The sequence below is a fragment of the Peptoniphilus rhinitidis 1-13 genome (genome assembly GCF_000246925.1).
Lineage (GTDB): Bacteria > Bacillota > Clostridia > Tissierellales > Peptoniphilaceae > Peptoniphilus_A > Peptoniphilus_A lacydonensis.
Genome location: NZ_BAEW01000002.1, coordinates 72,979 through 95,571, shown reverse-complemented (window position 1 = coordinate 95,571; position 22,593 = coordinate 72,979). Strand labels below are relative to the sequence as shown.

The following is a 22,593-nucleotide window of genomic DNA, read 5'->3' as shown; positions in this document are numbered from 1 at the left end:
AAAAATAAAAAAGAGGGTAACATATTTACGTGAGCAAATAGAATTTATTGCTAATATAATTATAAATAATCTTAGGAGGAATATATTTATGGAAAGTAAGTTATTAAAAGGACTTAATGAACAATATAACTTTGAAATTGAATCAGGATATATTTATATATCTATGGGACATTATGTAAAAGACAAAGGAATGGACGGATTTGCAAATTTCTTTTACAAACAAGCTTATGAAGAATTTGGACATGCAGAAAAATTGAGAAACTTCTTATTCCAAATAGATGAAAAACCAGTTCTTAGAGAACTTCCAAAACCACAAGAAGAATTTGGAAATTTTACAGAAACATTTAAATTTGCATTAGAACACGAAAAAGAAGTTTCTAAGAGAATTCATAATTTAGTTAATCTTGCAGTAGAAGATGATGACCAAAGAGCAACATCATTACTACAATGGTATGTTGATGAACAAGTTGAAGAAGAAGACACATTTAGAAATATAATTGAAAGACTTGAAAGAATTGACGAAAGCTGGTCTGGACTTTATATCTTTGATGCAGAACTTGCAAAAAGATAATATATAATATAACTTAAAGTTTTACAAAAGATACATCGAGAGAGGTATTTTTTATATGGCTTGAATTACAAAAAACGGGTGTGTGTCAGAATTCAATTATTCTGACACACACCCGTGTAAACTCCTCTTGACTTAATCAGTTAGTTTATTATTAAATTAAAATATATTTACTGCTTACTTTTACAAGAGATTTAAAAGAGTTTACACAAAAAACTTGACACTACCAAATCTTTTATTTTTGTAGTTAGATGATATAACATATAATATATAGGTATTATAAATTTTTATACAGTTTTTAATAACTGCTAAAATAGTATTATTTTTTTTATTATAAAGTTTATATTATTTGTCAAATTAACATCTACAATTTGATTTTGACGGGATATATATTTTTTTATTATTTAAGCATTAGAAATTAAACTTTTTATAGAAACGTTATCAAGGGTATTATCATTATAATAAAATCGAGGTGAGTTAAGATGTTTATACTTTCAAGAGGAGTTAAGAAAATAGTATGTATTTTGCTATTACTCATAACTTTTACTACTGCATGTGCAAATAGAAACCTATATCAATTAAAAACCAACCTATCAGATAGAGAGGGTGTGGAGAATATAATCTCTCAAATGGATTGGGATGGCGATAAGGTAAAAGATTTTGAAGTGCAAGGCAAAAATATAGCAATTACTATGTCAAAGGACTACGAAGATTATGATTTAAAAAATGCAAAGAATTTTGTAGTAAATGCAATAAACTTAATTATATTGACAGATGCACAAGACATAGACTACATATATAACGATGAAAAACTACTCTTATATATAGATTATGAAATGGTAGATATGATACTTAATACTAACTATAACAAGAGTATAGAAGATTATAAAAATAATGAAGAAGAATTTAAAAAATTACAAGAGTATTTAAAAGGTTTTCAAGTTAACGGTGTTAAACATTAGACTAATATATTATAGGTGGTGATTCCAATGGTTAAGTTTTAATTGTAGTGTATAATATGGTTACAACTAGGAGGGATTTTATGAAAAAGCATATTAGTATAATGTTGTTACTAACTTTAATTTTAATACCATCTATTATTTTAGCAAAAGAGGATAAAGATTTAAAAGATAAGAAAGTAAACAAAATCGTTACAGTTGGTTATTCTTTGAAAGATAAAGAAAAAATATTTGGTGATAAATCGCTTGATGAAATCGATCAAATTCTGAAACAAAAGTGCGAAGAAATTATGGAAGATGACGGCAAATATAAAGTAAAAATGAATGCAGATAATTTTATAGATGGAGATTTAATAATAAGTGTATATTATCCCAAACGTGATTTAAGTAAGGATGATTTAACCACAAATTTATATTCTAAATCAAATATATTGCCTTTAGGAAACTCATTTCGTGAAATAAGAGACAGCTTTAGGTATATGGTAGGTTTTGATGTTGGTGACATGGGAGGAGCAGCTTATGGGGGATATCAAAGCAATTTAAGAGGGTCTTATTCTGACGTACATCAACAAGGAGTTATAGATAGCCTAAATACTTATAATATTGAAGGGGCTTATTATCCTGTGAAGGATCGTGTTAACGGAACATCTAATGCGTATAATATCTTTTTGCATCCTTATGATCTAGGAAGCATAACACTTGGTAGAGGAGATTTTAATGTTGTTAGTGGTGGAAGAATAATATTTGCAGGTGTAAGATAATAAAATTTATAACTATTATTATCTTAAGTATTGTGTTTACAGATAATATTTTTTAAAAGCTAATAAAAATTTAATTTAAATTACAAGGCGAGGGTTTTTATTTTCCTCGTCTTTTTAATAAAATATATTTATGAAAAATACTGCATCGTATTGAATAATTTTACTATAGCTAGTGTTAAATATAAAAGTGGACAAAAAATATTGTTTTATAATATAAAGAAGAAATCATTTGGGATTTATGCGAAGATAAAAAATTTTATAGACAAGATTATACATTTGCCTAATTATTATTTTGATAAGTTAATGGATTGTTCATACCTTAATTTTATCAAAAAAATGGTTTTCGCATATGCGAGCCGTTTTTTTGTTTTATTCTATTTTGCAACAGTACCTTTTTTGTGTTATTTTTCTTTAATCTTTTTAATGATATAATAAAGGTGATAATAAACTGAGGTGTTATATGAATTTTAATGACTTTGATATATATAAAAATTTGGGCGAATTTTATTATGATGAACCTATGAAAAATCACACATCTTTTAATGTTGGTGGTCCTTGTAAACTTTTAATTAAACCAAAAGATGAGGATTCTCTTATAAAAATTTTAAAAGAAATTAAAAAAAATAATTACAATTATTATGTATTGGGCAATTGTACTAATGTAATTGTTAGAGATAATGGTTTCGATGGAATTATTATTAAATTAAAGAACAATTTAAATGATTTAAAATTAGTTTCTGATACAGATATTTATGCAGGTGCTGGTGTGAGTCTTAAAAAAGTTAGTGAATTTGCAATGGAAAATTCTCTTACAGGTCTTGAGTTTTGTCATGGTATTCCAGGTTCTCTTGGTGGTGGAGTTACTATGAACGCAGGTGCATACGATGGAGAGATAAAAAATGTAATTAAAAGTGTTAGACTCCTTGATGAAGACTTAAATATAATTGAGGTTTCCTGTGATGGCATGAATTTTTCTTACAGGAATTCTCTTGTGCAAGAGAAAAATTTAATTGTACTTGGTGCAACTTTTTCTCTTAGCTATGGAGATAAAACTGAAATCAGAGAAAAGTATGAAGAATTTGACAGAAGGCGAGAAGAAAAACAACCTTTAGATTTGCCTTCTGCTGGTTCAACTTTTAAAAGACCTACTGGATATTTTGCAGGGAAATTAATTGATGATTCTGGACTTAGGGGTTTTACTCACAATGGAGCTGGTATTAGCGAGAAACACTGTGGATTTGTTGTAAATAAAAATAATGCCACTGCAAGTGATGTTTTAGAAACAATTGAGATTGTGCAAAAAGTTGTCCAAGATAAATTTAATGTTAAGCTAGAAAGAGAAGTAAAGATTATCGGAGAATAATAAATATTTGGTGATTAAATGGAACTTATTATAATTACAGGAATGAGTGGGTCTGGAAAGTCCTTTGCTTTAGATGTTTTTGAAGATTTAGGGTATTATGCAATGGATAATCTTGCACCAGCACTTCTTCCAAAGTTTTGCGAAATGGCACTTGATGCCAAAAGTAAAAATTTTGACAAAGTTGCAGTTGTCGTTGATTTAAGAAGCAGAGAATTTTTTAATTCCTTTTATTCTGCGTATGAAGATTTAAAGGGAATGAATGTAAAAACAAAACTTTTATTTTTATATGCAGATATGGAAGCTATAATTGCAAGATACAAGGAACTTAGAAGACCTCATCCAATGAATAGCTCCATAGTTGAAGGATATAAATTTGAAGAAAAAACTCTTGAAAAAATAAAAAAAGAGGCAGATTTTGTTATTGACACCACAGGTCTTTCTACTAGAAATTTGAGGACTCAACTTATGGCATTTGTATCTTATGAAGAAAAGGACAAATTTGCTATTGAAGTTACAAGTTTTGGATATAAAAATGGAATTTTGAGAGATGCAGATTTAGTTTTTGACGTTAGATTTTTGCCAAATCCTTTCTATATAAAGGAGTTAAAGCATTTAAATGGAAAAACTGAAGAAGTTAAAAATTATGTAATGAAGTGGGACCTTACAGAGGAATTTCTAGAAAAAATAATAGATCTTCTTAAATTCTTAATTCCAAATTATATGGCAGAACAGAAGAGAGTTCTTACAATTGGAATTGGTTGTACAGGAGGCTTTCATAGATCTGTTGTAATAGCAGAAGAGATTGGAAAAATTTTAAGAGAAGAGTATAAATCCACCTATGTTACTCACAGAGATATGGAGAAAAATTTATGGAAAAAAAGATAGCGGTATTGGGTGGAGGTACAGGGATATCTACGATTTTACGGGGACTTAAATATTACACAAAAGATATTTCTGCAATTGTATCTATGTCAGATGATGGAGGGGGAAGTGGAATTCTCAGGGAAGAGTTAAAAATACTTCCTCCAGGAGATGTGAGAAGATGTTTAATAGCTCTTTCTAATACAGATAAGACTTTAAAGGATTTGTTAAATTATAGGTTTAGTTCTGGGAGTCTTGACAATCAGAATGTGGGTAATATTTTAATTGCGGCACTCACTGACATAGCTGGATCCTTTGATAAAGCTGTAATAGAGATGAGTAATGTTTTTAATGTAACTGGAAAGATTATTCCTGTAACTTTAGACGAAACTAATTTAGTTGCAGAATTTCTCTCAAAGGATAAAGTAGTTGGTGAATCTTACATTCCAAAAATGTGTTACAGATTGAATACAAAAATTGAAAAAATGAGTATGATTCCTCACTATCCTAATGCAAATAAAGAGGCTCTAGAGGCAATTTTGGATGCGGATATAGTTATAATTGGTCCAGGATCTCTCTATACTTCTATAATTCCAAATTTTTTGATTAAAGGGATAAATGAAGCTCTTTATAAGACTAGGGCAAAGGTTATCTATATTGCAAATGCAACTACTCAAAGAGGAGAAACAAAAAATTATTCTCTAAAAGATCATGTGGATGCAATTTTTAGGCACTCACAATTTGAATTTATTGATGAGGTAATCGCAAATGACTTTGAAAATGATAAAGAGAAATATAAAAATTATTATAATGAAGAAGAGTCAAGTCCTATTTTTGTAGAAGAAGAAGATAGAAAATATTTTAAAGAAAAGAATATAAGATTAACTGAGGGGAATTTTGTCGAAATCAAAGATGGTCTGATAAGGCACGATGGCAGGAAAATAGGAGCGCATATTTTTGAAACTCCTTTGTTGTAAAAAAATTTTAAAAATGATATTATTTATTTGTTAAAGGAGCGGATTAAATGAGAAAGTATAGAAAGACAGAACATATAGAAAATTTTCTTCGTTCAACTTATGTTGGCGACGCACTTTTTTCTGACATCTTTTTGTACAATGATTCTATTCCAGAAATAGATTATAATGAAATTGATACAAGCGTTGATTTTTTAAATAAAAAAATAAAATTCCCACTTATGATAAACGCAATGACAGGTGGCAGCAGTCTTTCCGAAGAAATAAATAAAGGTCTTGCAAGCGTTGCTCTTGAATTTGATTTACCTATGGCAGTTGGATCTCAATCTATTGCCCTTGAAGATGAAGATTCAAGGAAATCCTTTGAGATTGTAAGAGAAATTATAAAAGAAGGAATAGTAATTTCAAATTTAAGTGGTTTTTCAAATGCAGAAGATGCCAAGAAAGCAGTTGATCTTTTGAATGCAGATGCAATTCAAATTCACTTAAATCCTGCGCAAGAACTTGTACAAATTGAGGGTGAAAGAAATTTTTGTGGAATTTTAAAAAATATTGAAGAAATTGTAAAAAAATCTGAAGTCCCAGTTATAGTAAAAGAAGTTGGTTTTGGAATGTCTAAGAAAACTGTAAAGACTCTTTATGATATAGGAGTGAGAAATGTAGATGTATCTGGATATGGAGGTTCTAACTTTTTTGAAATAGAAAATTTAAGAGATCCAAATACAGATTTCTCTGATCTTTTTTCGTGGGGAATTCCAACATCACTTTCTATAATTGAAGCAAAAAGTTTAAATTTAGATGATTTATATATTATTTCAGCAGGTGGAGTAAAAAATTCAATGGACATAGTAAAGAGCCTTGCAATTGGTGCTTCCATGACTGCGATTAGTGGTGAGATCCTTGCGTATATAGTTCGTGGTGGATATGATTACACGCTAAGATATATTGACGGACTGATAGAAAAAACAAAAATGCTAATGGTTTTAAATGGTGCTAAAAATATTTCTGAACTTCAAAAAGTAGATTATAAAGTTACTGGAAAATTAAAAGAATTGTTGGATGGCTAAATGAAATTTATAAAGAAAAATGAATTTAAAGATTCAAAGTGGTCAGCAGGAGTTACTACGGAAGTTTTTATATATCCAGAGGATGCAAGTGTAGGAGAAAAAAATTTTGATTTTAGAATTTCTACTGCAACTTGCAATGAAAAAGTTTCAAATTATACACCTTACACAGGATTTAATAGATATATCACACCAATTAACAATGTGATGAATATTGAAACTGGCGAAGAAAAGTTTAAACTAAATCCCTTTGAAGTTTTGTTTTTCAATGGAGATGACGAAACAAAATCTTCAGGAGATGTGAGAGATTTTAACTTAATTTACAAAAAAGGTCTTGATGCCAAGATGTACTCACTTAATATCAATAATTTTGTTTTTAAATCAGAAAATAAATCTGTAATCTTCAATTACGAATCAGATTTAGAAGTTGATGGAAATAAGTTTGAAAAGTTTTCTGCAATTTATCTTGAAGATGAAAAGATTGAAATAAAGGGAAAGGGCAAAATTATAATTTGTGAATTTTAATTTAATAGATTAACTATTTAGACAAAATAGAGTTGTGAAATAAAAATCGCAGCTCTATTTTTGTTTTAGCTAATTTCTTGTGAGAAGACTATCGCCGACAAATGAAGTTTTAAAGGTTTTGTAAAAGTCATCTTCAAAAAATATTTCATATCCACTTTCCTTAGAGTTCTCATAAATTTTTTTAATATTTTCAGTTGTAAGCCCAAAAGATATTGCGAGGATAGTTGCATCTTCTACATTGACTTTGTAATTTAAAAGATCTTTTTCAATTTTTTCAAGTTCTCTAAATTTTTGATTGCCAAGTTCTGTCATTTTTGAAAAGCTTGTTACAAAAAAGGCGTAGCAAATTATTGAGAAAATTATACTAATGGCACCCCAAAAATTTTCGTTATAAACTGTGACAGTTCCAGTGAAAAACAAAAGTGAAAAAATTACAAAAGCTAAAAACATTTTAAAAGTTTTCTTTTCCTTGGAAAAAAGTTTTTTCTCCACCATTTTGTTTTCCATAAAATAGATAAAATCATTAAATTTTTTGTTGTAACTATCTGGTTCAGTTCTTCTTATTTTGTCAAGAGTTCTTGTTGAAATTTCACCATTTCCAAAGGAAAATAAGATGCCCATAATTTTTTTCTCTGCATCACAAAGATTAGGTTTTTTTACATTTTTTAAAATATATTCTTTTTTATTTTCTCCACTTTTTGTAACATAATTATTTTTTTCTATTTCGAGATTTCCTTCGCCATAAATTTTTAAAATCATAGCAATAATTGTATTGTATATAAAATTAGCACCTTTATATAAGTAGCCCTTTTCATAATATTTTAAATTTATAGAGTTGTCTTTAATATTTTTTACTTTTTTATTTTTTAAAATAGTAATCATAATTATAGATAAAATTATTAAAATAATATTTACAAATAAAAAATATGTACTGCTAAAATTCATTTTTAAATTCATTTAATCACCATATACTATTATATACAAAAAAGTAATTTTGGGTATAATAAATATATTGGAGGGATTTAATGTACGATATTATAATAATTGGAGGAGGGCCAGCAGGACTCACTGCAGGTCTTTATGCAGCTAGAAGCAAAAAGAAAACTTTAATAATAGAAAAGGGAATCGAGGGTGGACAAATTGCAGAAACTACTCAAGTTGAAAATTATCCAGGAATCGACACAATAGACGGAGTAGAACTTGGGAAGAAAATGGCAGATCAAGCTAAGAAATTTGGTGCAGAAATTGTAATGGATGAAGTTACTGACCTTGAGCTTGGTGGAGATATTAAGAAAATAAAGGGTCAAGTTGATAATTATGAAGCTAAGGCTGTTATTATTGCAACTGGGGCATCTCCAAGAGAGATTGGAGCACCAGGAGAAAAGGAATACAAGGGACGTGGTGTAAGTTATTGCTCAACTTGTGATGCAGCTTTTTATGAAGATGAAACAGTTTATGTAGTCGGAGGCGGAGATTCTGCTGTTCAAGAAGCAATTTTTATTACGAATTTTGCAAAAAAAGTTTTTATAATTCACAGAAGAGATGAACTTAGAGCATCAAAAGTTTTGCAAGAAAAAGCTTTTAACAACGAAAAAATTGATTTTATTTGGAATACAACTGTTGAAGAAATAAAGGGCGATAAAATTGTAAATGAAATGATTTTAAAAGATACAAAGACAGGTGAAATGAGATCAATTAAATCAGATGATCCATTTGGAATTTTTGTGTTTATTGGTTATATTCCTAAGACAGATTTGTTTAACGGAAAAGTTGAACTAACAGAAGATGGCTATGTAAAGACTGATGAAGAGATGAAGACAAACGTAAAGGGAGTTTTTGCAGCAGGGGACATTAGAAAAAAGAGTGTTCGACAAGTTATAAATGCAGCAGGAGATGGCGCAGTTGCAGCTATGAATGCACAGAAATATATTGATGAAGAAGAGGGAAATCTCTACGAAGGTTTTAAAGAAAGTAAATAAATTGTAAAAAAACATTGCTAGTGTTTAAAATCACCTAAAGCAATGTTTTTTATATAAAAGTTAAGTTTTACTTTTTAATTTAAAGGGGTTTCATCCAATCCACCTTGACAGTGTATATAATCATTAAAATTGTTCCTATAGCCCATGATATTGGATATAACATATATACATTTTCAATTGTGTTATAGTTTGGAATTATAAATTTAACTGCGAGAATTCTAAAAGCACAAAGTGACACTAAGAGTATTATCATTGGTGGAACTGTTCTTCCTGTTCCTCTAACTGTGCCGGCAAGTGAGTGCATAATTGCCAAAAGAAAATAGAATGGACAGAAAAATTTAGCGGCGAGGACTCCAGATTTTATTACTTTTGTTTCTTTTGTAAAAAGTGATATTACATTTGGGGCAAATTTGTAAAGTAATGTTCCAGTTATTATCGTATAAATAATGCTCATAATTAAAGTAATCCACATTCCTTTTTTCACTCTTTCAAATTTTGATGCACCATAATTTTGTCCTGAAAATGTCGTTATTGCCATGCTTAAACTCATTACAGGCAAAATATTAAAACCGTCTATTTTTATAAATGCGCCAAATCCTGCCATGGGAAAAGCTCCAAATACATTTACACTAGATTGCATGATTACATTGGAAAGTGATATGACTGTGTTTTGTATTGCTGTGGGAATTCCTATTTTTATTATTTTAAGGGCCATTTTCTTGTGTATTTTTATTTTTGAAAGGCGAACTTTATAAATTTGTGGAACTCTCATCAAAAATAAAAGAGCAAGTATAGAAGAAATTGCTTGGCTTATATTTGTTGCCACAGCTGCACCCTTAACTCCATAGTTAAGCTTTTTAATAAATAAAAGATCTAGTATTATATTTACAAAAGAAGCTATAAAAAGATATAAAAGAGATCTTTTTGAGTTACCTACTGCATTAAGAATCCCTGCTTCCATATTATAAATAATATTAAACACAAGTCCAAGAGAAAATGTTCTAAGGTAACTAATGGATTCTTTCATGACTTCTTTTGGTGTGTTCATACTCTTTAAAAGCCATGGCGCAAGAAAATATCCCAAAATAGATATTAGAAGACCAAGTACAATTGAAATTGCTATTGAAGTGTGAACTGAAGTCCTAATATCTTTTTGTTTATCGCTTCCCATAGATTGAGCTACTATTATTCCACATCCTACTGCGATACCTTGGCTAAAAGATATTAATAAATTAATTAAAGCCGTGCTTGATCCAACAGCTGCAAGTGCATTGCCGCCCACATAATTTCCTACAATCATTGAGTCAACAGTATTATAAGTTTGTTGCAATAGATTTCCAAAAATTAGAGGGATTGAAAATAATAAAATTGTTTTCCAAATGCTACCCTCTGTCATTAAATTTTTTTCAATATTTGATATTGATTTACTTTTCACCTTTGAATCATTCCATATAATTATTTTAAAAAATTATTAATTCGTGTTACTATTTAATTAGTAAATATTTTTATAATACAATCAATAATATTGTACTTTAAAAAATAAGAAAACACAAAAATTAGGAAGACATTATTATAATATTTGATTATATATCTATAAGTATTATAATAAATTGTGAGATTTTTACTCTTTTTAATAAATGATAGGAACTTTATGGACAGAACACTAAATATTTGTGAAAAATTTTATAAAACTAAAAATATTTCTTATGATGATTTTTTATATCTCATGAAATTGGAAGAGGAAGACGCTGAAAAACTTTACAAATTTGCAAGAGATTTGACTATTAAAAATTTTGAAAATAAAATTTATATAAGAGGTCTTATAGAGATAAGTACATATTGCAAAAATAATTGCTTTTATTGTGGTCTTAGAAATGCAAATGAAAAAGTTAGTAGAGTTAGGCTATCTAAAGATGATATTTTAAATTTGGCAGAGCATTCTGTGGATTTGGGCATAAAAACTATTGTCCTTCAAGGTGGAGAAGATGATTTTTATACCTTAGATTATTTGAAGAAGATCATTGAAGGTATAAAAAATAAATTTGAAGATACTGCAATTACTTTGTCACTTGGCGAAAGAGATTTTTCTGATTTTGAAGAACTTAAAAATATTGGAGCTGACAGGTACTTACTTCGACACGAAACTTATTCAAAAAGTCATTACGAGAAACTTCATCCAAATTCAATGAGTTTTAAAAATAGGATTGATTCTATTTTTAAATTAAAAGAAATTGGATTTCAAACAGGATGTGGAATGATGATAGGATCACCTTTTCAAACTTATGATAATTTGTATGATGATTTGAATTTTATTTTAGAATTAAAACCTCAAATGGTTGGATTGGGACCATTTATTCCGCACAAGGATACACCTTTTAGAAATTATAAAAGAGGAAATTTATCTGATGTTCTAAAAATTTTATCAATTGTTAGAATATCAGATGAAAAAATACTTCTTCCAGCAACTACTGCTCTTGGAAGTATTGATGAATTTGGACGTGAAAATGGAATTCTCGCAGGGGCAAATGTACTTATGCCAAATGTAGGTGCAAAGAAACTTAGGAAAAATTATAAATTGTATGACAATAAAATTGGGACAGAAGTTGAAAATTCTGACGATTTTAAAGGCTTAGAAGAAAAACTTAAAAAGATTGGCTATGAAATTTCTCCATATAGGGGAGATTACAGGTGAGAAAGAAGGATAAGATGTATAAAAAAGATTCAAGAGTTGCAGAAGAATTTATAAATCACGAAGAAATTTTGGATACACTTGATTTTGCGGAAAAAAATAAAAATAATAAAGAAGTTTTGGATAAAATTTTAGAAAAAGCAAAAATAGAAAAGGGACTAAGTCACAGAGAAGCAGCTGTACTTTTATTTACTGAAGATAAAGAAGTTCAAAGAGAAATTTATAAACTTGCTAGAAAAATAAAAGAAGATCATTATGGCAATAGAATTGTTTTATTTGCACCACTTTATCTTTCAAACTACTGTGTAAATGGTTGTGTTTATTGTCCATATCATGCAAAAAATAAGAATATTAGAAGAAAAAAATTAACTCAAGAAGAAATAAAAAATGAAGTAATTGCACTTCAAGACATGGGTCACAAAAGGCTTGCAATTGAACTTGGGGAAGATCCTGTAAATAATACTATGGAATACATCTTAGAGTCCATAAAAACTATTTATTCAATAAAACATAAAAATGGACAGATAAGAAGGGTTAATATAAATATTGCAGCTACAACTGTGGAAAATTATAAAAAATTAAAAGCGGCTGAAATTGGAACTTATATACTTTTCCAGGAAACTTACAACAAAAAATCCTACGAAGAACTTCACCCAACAGGGCCTAAACACAATTATGCTTATCACACAGAGGCAATGGATAGAGCAATGGAAGCAGGAATTGATGATGTGGGAATTGGCGTTTTATTTGGTCTTGAAACTTATAAATATGAACTTGTTGGACTTTTAATGCACGCAGAACATTTGGAGGCGACTTTTGGAGTGGGACCTCATACAATTTCTGTTCCAAGGATTCAACCAGCTGATGATATTGATCCAAGTGAATTTAAAAATGAACTTGCAGACGATATTTTTGAAAGATTAATTGCACTTATAAGAGTTTCTGTACCTTACACTGGCATGATTATTTCAACTAGAGAATCAAAAAGAGTAAGAGAACGTGCGCTTGAACTTGGCGTCAGTCAAATATCAGGAGGATCAAAAACTTCTGTTGGTGGTTACGTAGAGGAAGAAAAGAAAGAAGATAATTCGGCCCAATTTGATGTTGCAGATAATAGAACTTTAGAAGAAGTAATAGATTGGCTAATAGAACTGGGATATATTCCAAGTTTTTGCACAGCTTGTTATAGAGCAGGACGAACTGGAGATAGATTTATGCAACTTTGTAAATCTGGACAAATTTTAAATTGTTGTCAACCAAATGCTCTTATGACTTTAAAAGAATATATGTTAGATTATGGAAATGATAGGACAAAAGAATTAAGCGACAAATTAATAGAAGAAGAACTTAAAAAAATTCCAGATAAAGTTGTAAAGGGGAAGGCAACAGAATATATAAATGAAATGGAATCCGTTGGAAAGAGAGATTTTAGATTTTGATGGAGCTAAACAAGACAAATTCTGGAAATAGAATTCACATAGGCTTTTTTGGGAGAGTAAATTCAGGGAAAAGTTCTTTAATAAATGCCTTTGCAGATAGGGATATATCTATTGTGTCGAGTAAAGAAGGAACGACGACTGATCCTGTATATAAATCAATGGAAATAAAAAGCCTAGGACCTTGTCTATTGATGGATACTCCAGGGATAATTGATAATACAGAATTGGCAGAAAAGAGGCTAAAGAGAACTGAAGATGTGATTTTGAAAACAGACATAGCGGTAATAGTTATTTCTGATACAAAAACTAAAGATGAAAAAAATTTAATAAAAAGTTTTAAAGATACTCCAATTATTGTAGTTATAAATAAAATTGATATCTTGAACGATAGTGAAATAAAAAAAATAAAAGATGATTTTAAAAATTATTCCATTGTAGAAGTTTCGGCACTTAAAAAACTTGGTCTAGATTTATTCTTAGAAGAACTTTTGAAGTTTAAACCAGAAAGAGAAGAAAAACTTTTTGATGGCATGGTAAAAGAAAAAGATTTAGTATTATTAGTAATTCCACAGGATATCGCAGCTCCAAAAAACAGATTGATTTTGCCTCAAGTGCAATCCATAAGAGAACTTTTAGATAAAAATTCAATTGTAACTATGGTTAAACTAGAAGAACTTTCCGATGTACTTTTGCTTTTAAATAAAAATCCAGATTTAATAGTTGCAGACTCATCAGTATTTCTAGAAGTTTATGAAAAGAAGCCAAAAGATGTAAAACTGACATCTTTTTCAATTTTATTTGCGAAGTTAAAGGGAGATATAGGAGAGTATGTAAGTAGTGCTAGTGCAATTAAAAATTTAAAGGAAGATTCTAAAATTTTAATTGCAGAATGTTGCACCCATGCACCAGCAGAAGAGGACATTGGAAGAATGAAAATCCCAAATATGATTAGAAAAAAGTTTGGCGAAAATATAAAAGTTGATGTAAGTAGCGGGGCTGTCTTTCCAGATAATATCTCTGATTACGATTTAATAATACAGTGTGGCGGATGTATGTTAAATTCAAAAAATATAAAAAATAGAATAAAAATTGCAAAAGAAAAAAGCATCCCTATTACAAATTATGGAATTGCAATTGCATATTTTAAAGGGATACTTGATAAAATTGATTTTTAGCTGTGGTGTGAATCACAGTTTTTTTAATTCGTATTATTTTCGATGTTTTCTTCATTTGCTGAAAGTGTTCTAATTATATTATTAACCTTTGACGGCATTATAATTTCATGTTCTCTTGGGGCAAAGTTTGTAACTCCTAAATTGTTGCAAGCTGCTACGAAATCTTCAGGAGATTTTATTACTCCAAGGGTTTTTAGTGAATTTGCCACATCATTTGGAGTTGCACCTTCAGAAATATTTATATTGTACTTTTTAAGTTCGGTGTTAGAAATTTTTGCCAATATTTCTCTAACTGTCAAACCTTTTTCAAAGTTGTAAGTTCCTGGTACAATTGAATTTTCTATTTGCATGTCATCAACTAAGTATTTATAGGCATTTACATCTTTTATTAAATTATTTGAAAGCAAAATTTCTCCCAAAGTTTCTACATTTGTACCTTCAGGAATTGTTATTTTATTTACATTTAAATTTTCTTCTTTGTCTTTTTTATTTTCTTTATCTTCATCTAATATGACAATGGGCTTTACTGATTCTTTTTCTTTAAGACCAGTAGTCACGAAAATTTCATCTCTTATTTTTTTAAATTCGTCAGTTACTCCAATTTTTAAATCTTTATGTGATATTGAATTTAAATAAAGAGAGTCAATTCTCCATTTTACGACAAAGATTAAGGCAAATAAAAATAAAATAGAAAATAGAACTTGCAAAAATTTAATTAAAAAAAGTTTGCCTCTGTTAAAATTTTTCAAAATAAACCTCTTTTCATCTCGTTTTGATATAATTATATCAGTAAAGTTAAAAAATGGAAAGTTTGGAGAGATCAATGAGAGAAATAATTGTTAATAAAAATGACGAGGGAAGAAGACTTGACAGATTTTTGAAAATTTATTTTGAAAAAGCACCGTTATCTTTTATTTATAAAAATTTGAGGAAAAAAAATATTGTCTTAAATGGAAAAAAAGCGAAACCAGAGGATATTATAAATGAAGGAGATATTATAAAACTATTTCTTTCAGAAGATACAATAAATAAATTTAAAAAGAAAATTAAAAAATCAAAGCATTCAAAATTTCCAGATATTTTGTATGAAGATGAAGATATTATTTTAGTAAAAAAACCTGTAAATATGCTCACTCACAATGATAGTAATATATATAAGGATAACGCTCTTGACAGGATGGTGGATTATTTGATTTATAAAAAAGAATATTCCCCAAGACTTGAAAAATCCTTTAGACCTGCTTTTGTAAATCGCCTTGACAGAAATACCTCGGGAATTTTAATTGGCGCAAAAAATTTAAAAACTTTACAAAATTTAAATGAGGCAATAAAAAATAGAGAGATAAAAAAATATTATCTAACTATTGTGTCTGGAAATGTAAAAGATGATTTTTCTGTGGATATTAATTTAAAAAAAGACAAAAATAATGTTGTGAAAAAGACTACAAAAAATGAAGGGAAGAAATCTTTGACAGAATTCCACTTATTAAAAAATATAAAGGGCTATTCTCTTCTATCTGTAAATTTGATAACGGGAAGGACTCATCAAATTAGAGTATCTCTAAAAGAAAAAGATCTATTTATAATTGGTGACAGAAAATACGGAGATGAAAGGATTAATAAAAAATTTAGGGAATTAGGTTTAGATAGTCAGTACCTTCACAATTATAAAATTGTATTTGAAACAGAAAAATTTCCGAATTTAAAGGGAAGGGAATTTATATATCTGCCTAACAAAAAAATGATGGATATTGCAGAAAATATTTTTGAAATAGATCTAGGTGAAAAATTAAATGAGAAAGATAATTTTTAGAAATCCAAAAAAGAGGCTAGATTTAAAAAAATTGAAGGGAGAGAATACACTTGTTATCTTGCCATCTCAAGCTGCAATAAATTTTTATATAAGAGATATGTTAAAAAATTCCGTTGATATAACTAAGACAGAATTTGAAACATTCGATGGAATTAAAGGAAAAGCTAAGAGAAAAAAACCAGATACGATTTTAAAATACATAGTGCTTTCAAAGATTTTAAAGGAAAAATTTCAAGACAAAGAAATTTTTCCTGAAACTATTGATATTGTCCTAGATTTTTTTGACGATATAGTTGAAAAAAATTTAGGAAGTGAAGATATCCTAAAAATCGAAGGAGATTTATTTGAAAAACTTTCAAAAGTTTTTTTGCAATATAAAAACTTTTTTGAAAAGAAGTCTTACGAACTATATGATTATGTGGACAAAGAATTTTTAGAAAAAAGTAAATTTGACAGCATTATAATTTCTGGATTTTTGGAATTTAGAAAGAGTGAAATGGATTTAATAGAGGAACTCTCAAATTCTAACAGAAATATTTATGTAGATTTTCCTTTTAATTTCATCAAAAGTGATTTAATAAAAGATACAATAGATAGTCTAAAAAATGTTGGATTTGAAGTCTGTGAGGATAATTTTTTAAATTATCGAGAGTATTTAAAGGATAAAAAAATAGAGGTCATATCCACAAAAGATGATTTTTATAATTTATTTTTTTCTCAGTTAAAATTAACTCTTCTTGAGGAAAAAGTTTCTGATGTAAAAATTTTAACAGGATCCAAAAAACTTGCTGAGGGCATAAAAAATCGCGAGAGTTTTGAAAAGCTTGAATTTAATTTTAAGAAAAAGGAAAATTCTCTTTTGTGTAGGGAATTTATAAATTTAATGGATTATTTTGTATTAAAAGACAAAACTAATACAATAAAAAGAGTGAAACTCAATTATTTTAAATTACCTGTGAATGAAAACAAACTGGAATCTGTTCTAATATCCTTTAATTTTAAAAATTTAGATGAAATAAATTTTGACAACATAAAAAATTTAAGCATAGAGGATGAAAATTTAGTCGATTTTTTATATGGTGTAGATTTTTTAAAGTCTGAAAAAATAGAAAAGAAAAATAGCATTGATTATTATACAGAATTTTTTTCTAAATATTTAAAAGATGCAGAAGAGGTTATAAATTCACAGCTTGAAGAAAGTCTAAATTTTATACTTTTCAGAGAATTGAGATTTATAAAAAAACTTAGAGAAAGTTTTGATAAAGTAAAAAGACTTGAGGAATTTTATCGCCAAATAACTTTAGAAGAATTTGTATTGATTATTAAAAAATATATTGAGAATTTCAAGACTGAAGAAGTTCAAAATCTAGAAGGAATAGAAATTTCTGATTACAGGTCAAATTATTTTGGATATTTTAGTAATCTATTTCTAATAGGATTTGACCACAATTTTGAAAATAATATGAAAAGTAATTTTATTTATAAACTAGAAACAGAAGGGTACATGACAAAAATTGGACTTATAAAGGACAATTTCCAAAGAGATTATATTTACTTGATATATGATTTAATTTTAGCTGATAAAATTTTTATATTGAATGAAGATGAAGAAAAGGGATTTTCAAAACTTTTAAATACTTTAATTTTTGATTTAAATTTAGATATAGAAAAAAGAGAGTTAACATATAAAACTTTAAAATTAAAAGAGAAGTTAGAAAATTCAAAGCATGATTATAACTTAGGTGCAGAATATATTAGTAGAATAAATGATAAAATTTGTAGTAGAGTTTATTCTGCGACAGATTTTGATATTTTAAAAGATTGTCCCAGAAAATTTCTTTTTGAGAGAATTTATAAAATTGAGGAATTTAGCAGAAAGTATGATGAAAAATTTTATCTAAACATGGGAGATAAATATCATCATATTTTAGAAAAATATTTTAAAAGAGAAAAAGATTTTAGAGAAAAAACATTGAAGGAAATTATTTTAGAAGAAGAAAATTTGGGAGATTTTGAAAGTCTTAATTTTCTTCAAAAAATTTCTGTAATAAATACTTTTAATATTTTAAAAAGATATATAGAAAAAGACTTAATAGAACAGAGAAAGTACGGATTTGTGCCAAAATATTTTGAAGAAAGTTTTGTAACGGAAGTTTCGGGAATAAAGATAAAGGGAAGAATTGACAGAATTGATGCTAGATCCGATGAAGAAATTTTAATTGATTATAAGAGGTCATCTGTAAAAAATAAAAAAGAAATTGAAGATTTAAAATCTTTTCAGATGCCAATTTATGCTATATCGAGGGTAAAAAAGGGTAAGAAAATAGCGAGTGCAAATTATGGATCTGTGAAAAGAGCAGAAATTGTTACAGTAATAAAGAATTCAGATATACTTCCAAAAGATGATAATAAAAAGTATTATTTTACTGAAGAAGAATTGCAAGACCTGCTAAAGAGAGTAGAAGATGAAATTATTTCCATGGTATCTAATATAAAAAGTGGCAATTATAATTCAGATAGCAAATGTAAAAATTGCAATTATAAAGAAATTTGCGAAAATAAGGAGAATTAAAATGGATAAAAAAGAACTTAGAAAGAAATATACAAAAATAAGATCAAAAATAAAAAATAAGAAAGAAAAAGATGAAAAAATTAGAGAAAATTTAAAGAACTTAGAAATTTATAAGAATGCAAAATCAGTTTTTGTTTTTATTTCTTATAGAACAGAAGTTGACACATTAAAAATAATTGAAATGATAAAAGAAGATGGCAAAAAACTTTTGGTGCCACTTGTTAAGGGAAAAGAAATGATCGCAGTAGAAGTAGAAGGGATTGAAGATCTAGAGCCAAATAAAATGGGAATACTTGAACCAAAGGAAGGAAAAGAAGAAATAGATGTTGATCTTACAATAACACCAGGTCTTGCTTTTGATAAAGAGGGATATCGCCTTGGATATGGCGGAGGATTTTACGACAGGTTTTTTGAAAAAGTAGATACAATAAAAATGGGAATAGGATATTCTGATCAGAAAGTCGATAAAGTAATTCACGAAGATTATGACAAAAAATTAGATTATCTTTTGACAGATGAAGGGTTTGAAAAATTTGACAAATAAAATGAATAGAGTTTATCCTAAAATTGAAGCCAAAACATATAAATGGATTTTAGCACTATTAGTTTCAATTGCATCTTTTTATGGAGTAGGAATAATTTTCTATGTATTTAATATAAAAAGCGAAATATTAGGTGCAGTAGCAGTGAGTGCACTATGTTTATTATCTCTTTTAATTGTAGATAGAGATTTTATAAAGAAAATATTTTTGCCTATGAAAAAAAAGGACATATTTTATATAATTTTGGGTCTTTTGTTTTGTGCAGTAGCTATTGTAATATCGAGCATAGTGATGCAACAATTTGGAATAGAAGGAAATACAAATCCTATTTTTGAAAGCTTAAATCCAGATAACTTTAAAGACTTTTTTGTTTCCACAATTATACAGTTTATTGCAGAAGAAATAATTTTTATAATTCCCTTTCTTTTTGTAATAAATAAAATGAAAACAGAAAATGAAACATTTAAAAATATATGTGCAATAATTTTATCTTCAGTAATTTTTGGAGCAATGCACATTACAACTTATAATTTTAACATTTTGCAAGCGGTTTTGATAATTTCAATAATACGAGCAGGCCTGTCAATGTCTTATGTGTTTTCAAAGAATCTGACAGTGACCTATTTAATTCACATAATATACGATTGGAGTTTAATAGGACTTTATATAACTGCTGGAAATATAATTAACTAAAGATAAAAACCACGAGTTTTGATAAATTGTCGTGGTTTTTTTATATTATATAGAAAGCGCTTTAAATCCATTGCCCAAAATTTCTGAGGTTTCTGATACAGAAACAAAAGCTTCAGGGTCTTCTTCTTTTATGATTTGTCTAACTTTTACAAGTTGCCTAGAGGAACAAACTACATAGAGAATGTAAATGTTTTTCTTTTTATAAGAAGTGACTCCTTTTATGTATGTAGAACCTCTATGTATTTCTTCATGAATTTTTCTAGAAATTTCCTCATTTTTTTCAGAAATAACTAAAACTTGTTTTTGTTTTCCAACACCTAATTGTATTCTATCTATTACACTATAATTTATAAACATTAAAATTAAAGTAAAAAGAACTTTATCAATTGTATAAAGATAGCCTAGGCAACTTACAATTATAAAATTAATTCCCATAAGAACATTTCCGATAGTTATATTAAATTTCTTTTTTAAAATTGCAGCAATTATGTCAAGACCTCCAGTAGAAGTTCCGCTTCTAAAAGCAATGCCCGCTCCAATTCCATTTAAAAGTCCTCCGAAAATACAAGCAAGTATTGGTTCTTTAGTGAGAAAAAAATTTGGCATAATTTTTTCATAAAAAGAGATAAACATTGATAAAAGTAAAATTGCTAGAGTAGAAAAAAAAGTAAAATCTCTATCTAAAAAGAAAAAACTTAAAACAGAAGTTGGTATATTTAAAACAAAAACTAACATTGGAAGACTAAGGCCAGTTACATTTGAAATAAGAATACTAAGACCAGTTAGACCTCCAGATATAAGTAAATTTGGTTTAATTATGTAAGTAATGGAAAATGCAGCAATAATATTACAAAGTATTACAGAAAAAAGTTTTCTGGCAAAAGTTTTTGAGAAAATCCAACTTTTTAAACTTAAATTACTAGAACTCATAAAATCACCTCAACAAGTATAATACACTATAATTGAAATAAAATTAAGGAGAATTAATTATTTTAAATAAAAAATTTTAACCTAAGGGAGATTTTTTTATTAATTTAAATTTAAATGATGAAAATGATATCATAAGTAAAAAGGCTATATTTAATAGGATATTTATTAATATAAAAAATAAAAATCCAACATAAAATAAAGATTTTTTTAAATTTGGCTTACTTTTGTTTACGAATTGAATTAATATTCACTAAAAAAAAGTAAAATTTAAAGCGAATAGTACAAATAATAACAATTCGTTAAAGTTAATAACACTTCTTGAACTTAATAAGTTGATTTGATATAATAAAAGCTGTAAGAAATGGTTATCATGATTATACATAAAGGAGAGTGTTAAAAATGACAGATACTTTAAATCCATTGGTAGCAGCTCAACAAAAAGTTAAGGCTGCATGTGATAAACTAGGTTGTGACCCAGCAGTTTATGAACTTCTAAAAGAACCTGAAAGAGTTATTGAAATTTCTATTCCAGTAAAAATGGATGACGGTTCAGTTAAAGTTTTCAAAGGTTGGAGATCAGCTCACTCATCAGCAGTTGGTCCTTCTAAGGGAGGAGTTAGATTCCATCCAAATGTAAATCTAGATGAAGTTAAAGCTCTTTCTCTTTGGATGACTTTCAAAGGTGGAGCACTTGGACTTCCATATGGTGGTGGAAAAGGTGGTATTTGTGTAGACCCATCTGAATTATCTGAAAGAGAATTAGAACAACTTTCAAGAGGTTGGATAAGAGGACTTTACAAATATCTTGGTGAAAGAATTGATATTCCAGCACCAGACGTTAACACTAATGGACAAATTATGGCTTGGTTCCTTGACGAATACATCAAATTAAATGGAGATAGACAAGATATAGGAACTTTCACTGGTAAACCAGTTGGACTTGGTGGGTCTGAAGGAAGAAACGAAGCAACAGGCTTTGGTGTTGCAGTAGTAACTAGAGAAGCTGCAAAACGTGAAGGAATTGACTTTGCAACAGCAAAAATTGCAGTTCAAGGTTTTGGTAATGTTGGATCTTTCACAGTTAAGAATATTGAAAGACAAGGCGGAAAAGTTTATGCATTAGCTGAATGGGATAAAAAAGAAGGAAACTATGCTCTATATTCTGAAAAAGGATTAGATTTCAAAGAACTTCTTGCTTATAAGAATGAACACAAAACTCTTATTGGATTCCCAGGAGCAGAAAAAATTTCTGAAGAAGATTTTTGGACAGGCGAATGGGATATCTTAATTCCAGCAGCTCTTGAAAATGTAATCACAGGTGACGTTGCTAAAAAACTTAATGTTAAATTAGTTTGTGAAGCAGCAAATGGTCCTACTACTCCAGAAGGAGATAAAGCTCTTATGGAAAGAGGAATTCCTCTAACTCCAGATATCTTAACTAACTCTGGTGGAGTTCTAGTTTCTTATTACGAATGGGTTCAAAATCAATACGGAATGTACTGGACAGAAGCAGAAGTAGAAAAGAAACAAGAAGCAGATATGATGAAAGCTATCGAAGGTGTATTTGGAATTTGTGACGAATACGATGTAGTTCCTAGAGAAGGAGTTTACATGTACGCTATTCAATCAATTGACAAAGCAATGAAACTTAGAGGATGGTATTAATCTGTTCTGTAAATAAATTTT

At 28.3% G+C, this 22,593-nt stretch carries 21 protein-coding genes; 17 read left to right on the top strand and 4 right to left on the bottom strand.

Annotation, left to right across the window (positions count from 1 at the left end):
- The first annotated feature begins 88 nt into the window (after positions 1-88).
- The 8 genes from RH95_RS01920 (at position 89) to RH95_RS01885 (ending at position 7,075) form a co-directional block, all read left to right on the top strand.
- A complete protein-coding gene (locus RH95_RS01920) occupies positions 89-571 on the top strand; it encodes a ferritin (RefSeq protein ID WP_010242690.1) in 483 nt (160 codons plus the stop codon).
- Between the two features lie 479 nt (positions 572-1,050).
- Entirely contained in the window at positions 1,051-1,530 is a 480-nt protein-coding gene (locus tag RH95_RS01915) for a hypothetical protein (protein ID WP_010242688.1), read from the top strand.
- Positions 1,531-1,610: 80 nt separating this feature from the next.
- Positions 1,611-2,288 (top strand): hypothetical protein, encoded by a 678-nt coding sequence (locus tag RH95_RS01910; RefSeq protein ID WP_010242685.1) that lies wholly within the window; start codon positions 1,611-1,613, stop codon positions 2,286-2,288.
- A gap of 460 nt (positions 2,289-2,748) precedes the next feature.
- The gene (murB, locus tag RH95_RS01905; protein ID WP_010242683.1) at positions 2,749-3,651 is read left to right on the top strand and encodes a UDP-N-acetylmuramate dehydrogenase; all 903 of its coding nucleotides are present in this window, start codon (positions 2,749-2,751) and stop codon (positions 3,649-3,651) included.
- An 18-nt stretch (positions 3,652-3,669) separates the two neighbouring features.
- Complete coding sequence (rapZ, locus tag RH95_RS01900) at positions 3,670-4,536, top strand: RNase adapter RapZ (protein WP_010242682.1); 867 nt, start codon at positions 3,670-3,672, stop codon at positions 4,534-4,536.
- Positions 4,521-5,489, top strand: coding sequence for a gluconeogenesis factor YvcK family protein (locus RH95_RS01895; protein ID WP_010242680.1), 969 nt, complete (start codon positions 4,521-4,523; stop codon positions 5,487-5,489). Before rapZ ends, RH95_RS01895 begins: the two co-directional genes overlap by 16 nt.
- A gap of 47 nt (positions 5,490-5,536) precedes the next feature.
- Entirely contained in the window at positions 5,537-6,553 is a 1,017-nt protein-coding gene (fni, locus tag RH95_RS01890; RefSeq protein WP_010242678.1) for a type 2 isopentenyl-diphosphate Delta-isomerase, read from the top strand.
- Positions 6,554-7,075, top strand: coding sequence for a HutD family protein (locus tag RH95_RS01885; protein WP_010242676.1), 522 nt, complete (start codon positions 6,554-6,556; stop codon positions 7,073-7,075). It begins immediately after the preceding gene.
- A 69-nt stretch (positions 7,076-7,144) separates the two neighbouring features.
- On the opposite strand, the gene RH95_RS01880 is transcribed toward RH95_RS01885, so the two are convergent.
- Entirely contained in the window at positions 7,145-8,032 is an 888-nt protein-coding gene (locus tag RH95_RS01880; RefSeq protein WP_010242674.1) for a DUF2207 family protein, read from the bottom strand.
- Between the two features lie 68 nt (positions 8,033-8,100).
- Between RH95_RS01880 and trxB the strand changes: the two genes are divergently transcribed.
- Positions 8,101-9,054 carry a thioredoxin-disulfide reductase gene (gene trxB, locus RH95_RS01875; RefSeq protein ID WP_010242672.1) on the top strand — a complete coding sequence of 318 codons (954 nt, stop codon included), beginning with the start codon at positions 8,101-8,103 and terminating at the stop codon, positions 9,052-9,054.
- 79 nt (positions 9,055-9,133) lie between these two features.
- Here trxB and RH95_RS01870 read toward each other — a convergent pair whose 3' ends face one another.
- Positions 9,134-10,450 (bottom strand): MATE family efflux transporter, encoded by a 1,317-nt coding sequence (locus RH95_RS01870; protein ID WP_164486732.1) that lies wholly within the window; start codon positions 10,448-10,450, stop codon positions 9,134-9,136.
- A gap of 255 nt (positions 10,451-10,705) precedes the next feature.
- Here RH95_RS01870 and hydE point away from each other — a divergent pair, with 255 nt between their 5' ends.
- Genes hydE through hydF form a run of 3 tightly spaced genes read left to right on the top strand, consistent with a single transcriptional unit; the run spans position 10,706 to position 14,357 of the window.
- Entirely contained in the window at positions 10,706-11,746 is a 1,041-nt protein-coding gene (gene hydE, locus RH95_RS01865) for a [FeFe] hydrogenase H-cluster radical SAM maturase HydE (protein ID WP_010242670.1), read from the top strand.
- Between the two features lie 14 nt (positions 11,747-11,760).
- Positions 11,761-13,182: a [FeFe] hydrogenase H-cluster radical SAM maturase HydG gene (hydG, locus tag RH95_RS01860; RefSeq protein ID WP_010242669.1), complete on the top strand. Its 1,422-nt coding sequence runs from the start codon at positions 11,761-11,763 to the stop codon at positions 13,180-13,182.
- Complete coding sequence (hydF, locus tag RH95_RS01855) at positions 13,182-14,357, top strand: [FeFe] hydrogenase H-cluster maturation GTPase HydF (RefSeq protein WP_010242668.1); 1,176 nt, start codon at positions 13,182-13,184, stop codon at positions 14,355-14,357. The genes hydG and hydF overlap by 1 nt, the downstream gene beginning before the upstream one ends.
- Before the next feature lie 23 nt (positions 14,358-14,380).
- Here hydF and RH95_RS01850 read toward each other — a convergent pair whose 3' ends face one another.
- Positions 14,381-15,106 carry an endolytic transglycosylase MltG gene (locus tag RH95_RS01850; RefSeq protein ID WP_010242667.1) on the bottom strand — a complete coding sequence of 242 codons (726 nt, stop codon included), beginning with the start codon at positions 15,104-15,106 and terminating at the stop codon, positions 14,381-14,383.
- 74 nt (positions 15,107-15,180) lie between these two features.
- Between RH95_RS01850 and RH95_RS01845 the strand changes: the two genes are divergently transcribed.
- The 4 genes from RH95_RS01845 to RH95_RS01830 are packed head-to-tail and all read left to right on the top strand — an operon-like array spanning position 15,181 to position 19,977.
- Positions 15,181-16,170, top strand: coding sequence for an RluA family pseudouridine synthase (locus tag RH95_RS01845; protein ID WP_010242666.1), 990 nt, complete (start codon positions 15,181-15,183; stop codon positions 16,168-16,170).
- Positions 16,151-18,742, top strand: coding sequence for a PD-(D/E)XK nuclease family protein (locus RH95_RS01840; protein ID WP_010242665.1), 2,592 nt, complete (start codon positions 16,151-16,153; stop codon positions 18,740-18,742). The genes RH95_RS01845 and RH95_RS01840 overlap by 20 nt, the downstream gene beginning before the upstream one ends.
- A 1-nt stretch (position 18,743) precedes the next feature.
- A complete protein-coding gene (locus RH95_RS01835; protein ID WP_010242664.1) occupies positions 18,744-19,286 on the top strand; it encodes a 5-formyltetrahydrofolate cyclo-ligase in 543 nt (180 codons plus the stop codon).
- A 1-nt stretch (position 19,287) separates the two neighbouring features.
- Positions 19,288-19,977 (top strand): CPBP family intramembrane glutamic endopeptidase, encoded by a 690-nt coding sequence (locus RH95_RS01830; RefSeq protein ID WP_036742991.1) that lies wholly within the window; start codon positions 19,288-19,290, stop codon positions 19,975-19,977.
- Between the two features lie 45 nt (positions 19,978-20,022).
- On the opposite strand, the gene RH95_RS01825 is transcribed toward RH95_RS01830, so the two are convergent.
- Positions 20,023-20,907: a YitT family protein gene (locus tag RH95_RS01825; RefSeq protein ID WP_010242660.1), complete on the bottom strand. Its 885-nt coding sequence runs from the start codon at positions 20,905-20,907 to the stop codon at positions 20,023-20,025.
- Positions 20,908-21,306: 399 nt separating this feature from the next.
- On the opposite strand from RH95_RS01825, the gene RH95_RS01820 reads away from it, so the two are divergent.
- A complete protein-coding gene (locus RH95_RS01820; protein WP_010242658.1) occupies positions 21,307-22,572 on the top strand; it encodes a Glu/Leu/Phe/Val family dehydrogenase in 1,266 nt (421 codons plus the stop codon).
- Positions 22,573-22,593: the final 21 nt, after the last annotated feature.